Origin of the sequence: Kitasatospora sp. NPDC057512, from assembly GCF_042802135.1 — a bacterium.
Lineage (GTDB): Bacteria > Actinomycetota > Actinomycetes > Streptomycetales > Streptomycetaceae > Kitasatospora.
This window is the reverse complement of record NZ_JBHVET010000409.1, coordinates 1-7,499: the sequence shown is the minus strand read 5'-3', so window position 1 is coordinate 7,499 and position 7,499 is coordinate 1. Positions and strand designations below refer to the sequence as shown.

The following is a 7,499-nucleotide window of genomic DNA, read 5'->3' as shown; positions in this document are numbered from 1 at the left end:
CCTGTGGGATCGGCCACAGGCCCCCGCGCGCCGGAGACCCTGCGCGCGGGGCGCGCGCGCCGCCCGCGCGGTTCGTACGCCCAACCCGCGCAGGCCTCCTGACGGCACGCCCGCAACCGTTCCGATCGGCCGAAACCCGGTGGACGCCCGGCGCTCCGGCGCCACCACCCGCCCCCGTCCCGTCGACGCCGGGCGGTACCCGTGGATAGGGTCGGACCCCATGGCTGGCAGAGCGCCGGGCACACCGCCCCAGACGACTGCGACGAGGCCCGGCGCCGCCCCGGCGTCCGAGTCCGTGACGGCCCGGTTGCGCAAGAGGCTCCGCCGGGTCCGCCGAAGGCTGCGCACGGCCGGGGTGGACTACTTCCGCGGCGGCGCCGCCGACTGGCCGGTGCTCTGCGCGCTCGCCCTGCTCGTCCCGCTGCTGATCATGCTCAACATCTGGATCCCCGGCTGGGCCCCGCCCACCTCCCTGGTCCTGCCGATCCTGGCCGGCGCCCTGCTGCTGCGCCCCGGCAGCCTGGTGGTGCTGTACGCGCTGGCCGCGCTCGGCCTCTCCTCCGAGTCCGTGATCCACACCGGCCAGCGGGTCGCCAGCAACAACCCCGAGGCGTACCTCTACGGAGTGACCCCGGGCGCGGCCCTGGTGGTCGGCGCCGCCGGCGTGGGCGGCCTGCTGCTCGCCCAGTTCCGGGCCCGGGTCGGCGTGCCCTGGTGGGGCGGCTCCACCATGCTGTTCGACCTGCGCGAGCGGCTGCGGGTGCAGAGCCGGGTGCCCGAGCTGCCGGACGGCTGGCACGCGGACATGGCGCTGCGCCCGGCCGGCGGCCAGTCCTTCTCCGGGGACTTCGTGGTCGCCGCACGCACCGGCCCCGGCCAGCGGCTGCTGGAGGTGGTCCTCGCGGACGTCTCCGGCAAGGGCATGGACGCCGGCTCCCGCGCCCTGCTGCTCTCCGGCGCCTTCGGCGGCCTGGTCGGCTCGCTGCCCGCGCACGACTTCCTGCCCGCCGCCAACGGCTACCTGCTGCGCCAGTCCTGGGAGGAGGGCTTCGCCACCGCCGTCCACCTGGTGCTGGACCTGGACACCGGCGAGTACGAGCTGCTCTCGGCCGGGCACCTGCCGGGCATGCAGCGGCTGGCCGGGGAGGGGCGCTGGGAGGTCAAGCAGGCCGAGGGCCCGCTGCTGGGGATCTACGACGGCGCCAAGTTCGAGGGCGTGCGCGGCCGGCTGAACCGGGGCGACGTGCTGATGCTGTGCACCGACGGCATGGTCGAGGCGCCGGGCCGGGACCTCGGGGAGGGCATGGACCGGCTGATGGGCGAGGCGGACCGGCTGGTACCCGGCGGCGGACCCGGCACGGGCGCGGGCGCCGCGGGCGCGCTGATCGAGACGGTCGCCCGGGACATCAACGACGACCGCGCCGTGCTGCTGCTCTGGCGCGACTGACACCCGCCGGCACCCGCCCGGCCCCCGTCGCCGGGGCACATGCCGGAGGCAGCCGCGGCTGTCAAGCCTGGCAGCTGATCTTCAGCCAAATCGGACGCCCCGTCGACTGACCGGACCACTGGCTTCCGTTACCCGCCCCCGACGGTTTCCCGGCCGCTCAGCACGGCCCCGCCGACGATTCGTCAGGACGGCTCCGCTATCGTCCCGGTCGGCGGAAACTCGTCTCGCATCGCAGGATATCGGCGTTGGACTGACTTTCAGACCTTTACGCAATCGGCACGGTCGACCACACTGAGTCCGGGCGGGACTGTTCAGGATTCGGGGGATAGGGGGCGTCACGTGCGGCACGACAGACAGCGGTCGACCGCGGGCTCCCTCACCGGCGGTGTGCCGGACGGTCCGCGATTCCGCCTCGGGACCGTCGGACAGGCCGGGGTCCGGCTTTCGCAGGTGCCGCCGGGCGGCGGCACCCCGCTATGAAAACGAGGAAGTGAGTCCGGGTGGCACTCTCCGTCTCCGCTCTGGTCCTGTTCGCGATCCTGTGCATCATCTTCATCCGCAACAAGCAGATGAAGATCCCGCACGCGATCGTCGCCGCCCTGTTCGGCTTCATGCTGCACGAGACCACGGTCGCGACCTCGATCAACTCCCTGCTGGCCAACCTCGCGCACAGCATCTCCGGCATCACCGGAGGCTGATCCGGCCGGGCCGTCCGCACCCCCGCCGCGGGGCTACCGGCCGGCCCGTCTGGCTTCCCGCCAGCGAGCGAACAGTCCCCGGGGGCGCGCGGCCGCCGGGGCCGGGACACGCATCGGCGCGGGTGCCGCGGCACCCGCCGACGTGTGCTGCCCCGAAGCCGCCGGCTCGGCCGTCAGCAGCACGAACAGCCGTGCCCAGCACAGCCGTTCACCCCGCGGCCAGTCCAGCGCGCGCAGCGCCGCCGAAGCCGCCTCCGACACCTCGCCGCCCACCCGGACCTCGGCGACGTCGTCCCCGGCCTTGCCGCCCAGGAAGAGCTTGACGCCCACCGGCCCGGGCCCGGTCAACTCCGCGCGCAGCGCGGGCGCCAGCGCCGGCAGCACCCGGTGCTCGGCCAGCCAGCCCGCCAGGTGCTCGTTGCCGAAGCCGAACACCGCGGCCGGCCCCTGCACCGCCCGCCAGCCCGGGAGTTCGGGCAGGGCCGGGCGGTCGGCGTGCACCCCGCGGCCCTCCGCGAGCTCGACCAGCACCGAGGCGGTGGTGGTCGCCCACATCCGCACCGCGTTGGCGAGCTTCTCCTCCTCGGTCTTGCCGAGGCCGGCCGCGCAGTCCCACACCACCGGGGCGTCCGCCCGGCCCAGGTGCAGCACGAAGCCGAGGTCCACGTGCCCGGCGCCGTCGTCCCCGGGGTGCTCGCGGACCGCCACCGCCGTGGTGCCGGGGCCGCGGACCACCTCGCCGTCCGGGCGGAACACCTGGCCCAGCCGCGCCATCTCGCGGACCACACAGCGCTGTATGACGGCCAGCCGCTCCTGAGGACCCACCGGGACTCCTCCACTCCGGGAGCGCGCGGATGAGGTCGCGCTCGAACTGCGCTCGAACGCCGCCGAGGCTATCGGCCTGACAGCCCACCGGGAAACCGTGCGGACCCCGCGACCCTCCGGTCGCGAAAATGTCTCGTATGCCCCATTTTGGGCAGCGGAACCTGAAGGCCGTCCGCCCGGAGGACCCGCATGCCCCGCAGCACCGCCCCGCCCCCGCCCGTCCTTCTCGCCCCCGGTCCGCCGCCGTTCGGCCCCGCGGACTCCGGCCTGGTCGCCGAGATCGAGGCCTACCTCGCCTCGCTGCCCGCCCCCGCGCGCACCCCGGTGCCGTACGTCTGCCCGTACGGCAGCACCCCGCGGCCCTGGCACGCCGGCCACCCCGAGCCCCGGGCCACCCTGCTCGACCGGGCGCTGGGCCGGCCCGCCCGGCCCGTCCCGGTCGCCGCGGCCGACCACCTCAGGCTCGCCTCCCGCTACATCGGGGCGCACGGCTGGCTCCAGGGCGCGATGTGGGACGAGGCCGGCCGGGTCTGCCTGCTCGGCGCGCAGGCCGCCGTCCTGGCGCACGGCTACGGCACCCCGGCCACCGTGCGCACGGCCCGGGTCCAGCTGATGGAGGTGCTGCACGCCACCGGCCGCCCGGCGCGCTCCCCGGACGAGTACAACGACCGCCCGACCACCCGGGAGGGCGACGTCCACCAGCTGCTGGACCGGGCCGCCGCCCGGGCCGCCCGGCTCGGGCTCTGAGGCCCCCGGGGGCCTCGCGAGGCCTCCGGGCGGGGAAACGTCGACGGCCCCGGTGTGCTGGGCACACCGGGGCCGGACCGGAGAGCGGGCGACGAGAATCGAACTCGCGTGACTAGTTTGGAAGACTAGGGCTCTACCATTGAGCTACGCCCGCACGACCTTCCCAGCCGTCACCGGCCGGAAGTTCGGGGGACAGCCTACCTGGTCCGGCCGCCCGCGTGCACACCGGATCGCGCACGCCCCCTGCGCGCCCGCGCGGTATATGTCGCGTCGCGCCCGGGCGGATTATGTCGGCGAGCCGCCCAGGCCCGGCGTGTACGCTTCCTCTCGGCACCACGGGGTGTGGCGCAGTTTGGTAGCGCGTCCGCTTTGGGAGCGGAAGGCCGTCGGTTCGAATCCGGTCACCCCGACAGTGCGGCAGGGTCTCGTCCGTAGGGGCGGGGCCCTGTTCTGTCTCGGCGCTCCCGGACGGCGGTACGGTGGCGCCTGGCGTCCGCCTTTCGTGGTACCGGTAGGATGGGGCGCTGGCGGTAGTCCCTGTGGCGTCAACCCAGGTCAACCGCACGAGGGCGAGGAGTCAAGCTCACCGTCCACCCCACGGGAGATGCAGCTCCAACCGCCCATCGCCCGTCTCGTCCGACCCCCCTTCCGGCTCCGTCCGGACGACGGGGACGGGCGGAGACAACCTGACCGCAAGCCCCTAGGAGACCTAACCGTGAAGAGCGCCGTCGAGACTCTGAACCCGACCCGGGTTCGACTCACCGTCGAGGTGCCCTTCGAGGAGCTCAAGCCCAGCCTCGACGCGGCGTACAAGAAGATCAACCAGCAGGTCTCGGTCCCGGGCTTCCGCAAGGGCAAGATCCCGAACCGGGTCATCGACCAGCGCTTCGGCCGTGGCGCCGTGCTGGAGGAGGCCGTCAACGACGCCCTGCCGCGCTTCTACACGCAGGCCGTCGACGAGGGCAAGATCGAGGTCCTCGGACAGCCCGACATCACCAACATCGAGGGTGTCGAGAAGATCGCCGATGGCGGCGACCTGAAGTTCACCGCCGAGGTGGACGTCCGTCCCGAGGTCACCCTGCCGGAGTTCTCCTCCATCGAGGTGACCGTCGACCCGATCGCCGTCTCCGACGAGGACATCGAGAAGTCGCTGGAGCAGCTGCGCGAGCGCTTCTCCTCGGTCAAGGACGTCGAGCGCGCCGCCGCCGCCGGTGACATCGTGGTCGTCGACCTGGTGGCCAAGGTCGACGGCGAGGTGCCGGAGGACGGCACCGCCAACGGCGTCAGCTACGAGATCGGCTCGGGCCGTCTGATCGACGGCATCGACGAGGCCGTCATCGGCCTGTCGGCCGGCGAGGAGAAGACCTTCGAGACCGAGCTCAAGGGTGGCACCCAGGCGGGCAAGACCTCCGAGGTCTCCGTCACCGTCACCGCCGTCCAGGAGAAGGAGCTGCCCGAGCTGGACGACGAGTTCGCCCAGCTGGCCAGCGAGTTCGACACCCTGGAGGACCTGCGCGCCGACTCCCGCAAGCGCCTGGAGCGCATGAAGGAGTACGACCAGGCCACCCAGGCCCAGGAGAAGGTCCTGGACGCGCTGCTCGCGCTGGTTGAGATCGAGTACCCCGAGAAGCTTCTCAAGGACGAGGTCGAGACCCGCAAGCACAACGTGGAGCACCACCAGCTCCAGCCGATGGGCCTCACCATCGACGCCTACCTGGAGACCCAGGGCAAGACCCGCGAGGAGTGGGACGCGGAGATCGAGGAGCAGGCGAAGAAGGGCATCAAGACCCAGTTCGTCCTGGACCAGATCGTCGCCAACGAGGAGCTGGGTGTTAACCAGGAGGAGCTCACCGAGCACCTCATCCGCCGCGCCGCCGGCTCGGGCCTGACCCCGGACCAGTTCGCGCAGCAGGTCGTCCAGGGCGGCCAGGTTCCGCTGCTGGTCGGCGAGGTCGCCCGCGGCAAGGCGCTGGCCACCGTGGTCGAGGCCGCCAAGGTCGTCGACACCGAGGGCAACGAGGTCAACTTCGACGACGAGGACGAGACGGCCGAGACCGTCGAGGCCGCCGCCGAGGAGACCGCCGCCGAGGAGAAGACCGAGGCCTGAGCGCCCCGGTAGCCCCTTCCGGCCGCAGCGGGCCCGGACGCCGTACGGTGTCCGGGCCCGCTGTCGTCCGGCCCGGCGGCCGCCGCGACCCTGCGCTCACAGCGAACAGTTCTGCGTGAGGGATTCTGCGGCCGGGCCTGCGCGTTAGGGTCCTTGGACAGCAACAATCACGACGTGATACCCGGAAGCTGTGCGACACCGTGACGGCCGTGGAGCGACCGTCCAAATCGACTGAGCAGGTGGCTAAGTGACGTTCCCGCAGATGCAGATGCCTGGCCCGATGGCACCGCACGCCGCCGCTGGTGACGTGCTCGGCGGCCTTGGCGACCAGGTCTACAACCGGTTGCTCAACGAGCGGATCATCTTCCTCGGCCAGGCGGTGGACGACGACATCGCCAACAAGATCACCGCGCAGCTGCTGCTGCTGGCCGCGGACCCGGACAAGGACATCTTCCTCTACATCAACTCCCCGGGCGGCTCGATCTCGGCCGGCATGGCGATCTACGACACCATGCAGTACATCAAGAACGACGTCGTCACCATCGCGATGGGCATGGCGGCCTCGATGGGCCAGTTCCTGCTCACCGCGGGCGCCCCGGGCAAGCGCTTCTCGCTGCCGAACTCCACCATCCTGATGCACCAGCCCTCCGCGGGCCTCGGCGGTTCCGCCACCGACATCCGGATCCAGGCCGAGCAGCTGCTCCGTACCAAGAAGCGGATGTCCGAGCTGATCGCGCACCACAGCGGCCAGTCCTTCGAGCAGATCACCGCCGACTCCGACCGCGACCGCTGGTTCACCCCGGAGGAGGCCCTGGAGTACGGCCTCATCGACGCGATCATGCACAGCGCCGCGGACGTCCCCGGCGGCGGCGGCACGGGCGCTGCCTGAGCCTCGGCCCGGCCCGCGACACCACAGCCCCAACGCCCCGGAGGACAAGGACCCCCATGAACATCCCCAGCCTGTCGGCCGCCCAGGCCCGCGTCGAGGACATGCGCGCCGAGGGCCGCTACATCGTCCCGCGCTTCGTCGAGCGCACCACGCAGGGCATCCGCGAGTACGACCCGTACGCCAAGCTGTTCGAGGAGCGCATCATCTTCCTCGGCTCGCAGGTCGACGACGTCTCGGCGAACGACATCATGGCGCAGCTGCTGTGCCTGGAGTCGATGGACCCGGACCGCGAGATCCAGATGTACATCAACTCGCCCGGCGGCTCGTTCACGGCCCTGACGGCCATCTACGACACCATGCAGTACGTGAAGCCGGACATCACCACGGTCTGCATGGGCCAGGCGGCCTCCGCCGCGGCCGTGCTGCTCGCGGCCGGCACCCCCGGCAAGCGGATGGCGCTGCCGAACGCCCGGATCCTGATCCACCAGCCGTACACCGAGACCGGCCGCGGTCAGGTGTCCGACCTGGAGATCCAGGCCAAGGAGATCTTCCGGATGCGCGAGCAGCTGGAGGAGATGCTCTCCAAGCACTCCAACCGGACGGCGGAGCAGGTGCGCGACGACATCGAGCGCGACAAGATCCTGACCGCCGAGGAGGCCGCCGAGTACGGCCTGATCGACCAGATCATCTCCACCCGCAAGACCTCGCTGACCTCCTGAGGTCGGCTCCCTCCGGCCCGCGAGCGGGTCGGCGGGGCCCGTCGGGGCGGGGTGCGCACACGGGTGC

The 7,499-nt window shown here is 72.2% G+C and carries 7 protein-coding genes and 2 tRNA genes; 7 read left to right on the top strand and 2 right to left on the bottom strand.

The genetic code is table 11. From position 1 onward, the window contains the following. Positions 1–220 precede the first annotated feature (220 nt). Entirely contained in the window at positions 221–1,447 is a 1,227-nt protein-coding gene (locus ACFU6K_RS24490) for a PP2C family protein-serine/threonine phosphatase (protein WP_079271718.1), read from the top strand. Positions 1,448–1,947: 500 nt separating this feature from the next. Then, positions 1,948–2,145 (top strand): hypothetical protein, encoded by a 198-nt coding sequence (locus ACFU6K_RS24485; RefSeq protein ID WP_049648957.1) that lies wholly within the window; start codon positions 1,948–1,950, stop codon positions 2,143–2,145. 33 nt (positions 2,146–2,178) lie between these two features. On the opposite strand, the gene ACFU6K_RS24480 is transcribed toward ACFU6K_RS24485, so the two are convergent. Continuing rightward, positions 2,179–2,970: a DUF6348 family protein gene (locus ACFU6K_RS24480; protein WP_380666366.1), complete on the bottom strand. Its 792-nt coding sequence runs from the start codon at positions 2,968–2,970 to the stop codon at positions 2,179–2,181. Between the two features lie 189 nt (positions 2,971–3,159). Here ACFU6K_RS24480 and ACFU6K_RS24475 point away from each other — a divergent pair, with 189 nt between their 5' ends. Further along, positions 3,160–3,717 carry a hypothetical protein gene (locus ACFU6K_RS24475; RefSeq protein ID WP_380666364.1) on the top strand — a complete coding sequence of 186 codons (558 nt, stop codon included), beginning with the start codon at positions 3,160–3,162 and terminating at the stop codon, positions 3,715–3,717. An 83-nt stretch (positions 3,718–3,800) separates the two neighbouring features. Here ACFU6K_RS24475 and ACFU6K_RS24470 read toward each other — a convergent pair. Then, a tRNA-Gly gene (locus tag ACFU6K_RS24470) sits at positions 3,801–3,871 on the bottom strand. Positions 3,872–4,053: 182 nt separating this feature from the next. On the opposite strand from ACFU6K_RS24470, the gene ACFU6K_RS24465 reads away from it, so the two are divergent. The 4 genes from ACFU6K_RS24465 to ACFU6K_RS24450 all read left to right on the top strand — a co-directional run bounded on the left by ACFU6K_RS24465 (position 4,054) and on the right by ACFU6K_RS24450 (position 7,432). Next, a tRNA-Pro gene (locus ACFU6K_RS24465) sits at positions 4,054–4,127 on the top strand. A 305-nt stretch (positions 4,128–4,432) separates the two neighbouring features. Beyond that, the gene (gene tig, locus ACFU6K_RS24460) at positions 4,433–5,824 is read left to right on the top strand and encodes a trigger factor (protein WP_049648954.1); all 1,392 of its coding nucleotides are present in this window, start codon (positions 4,433–4,435) and stop codon (positions 5,822–5,824) included. A gap of 268 nt (positions 5,825–6,092) precedes the next feature. Then, the gene (locus ACFU6K_RS24455; RefSeq protein WP_380353544.1) at positions 6,093–6,713 is read left to right on the top strand and encodes an ATP-dependent Clp protease proteolytic subunit; all 621 of its coding nucleotides are present in this window, start codon (positions 6,093–6,095) and stop codon (positions 6,711–6,713) included. Between the two features lie 56 nt (positions 6,714–6,769). Continuing rightward, positions 6,770–7,432 carry an ATP-dependent Clp protease proteolytic subunit gene (locus ACFU6K_RS24450; protein WP_380546627.1) on the top strand — a complete coding sequence of 221 codons (663 nt, stop codon included), beginning with the start codon at positions 6,770–6,772 and terminating at the stop codon, positions 7,430–7,432. The last annotated feature ends 67 nt before the right edge of the window (positions 7,433–7,499 follow it).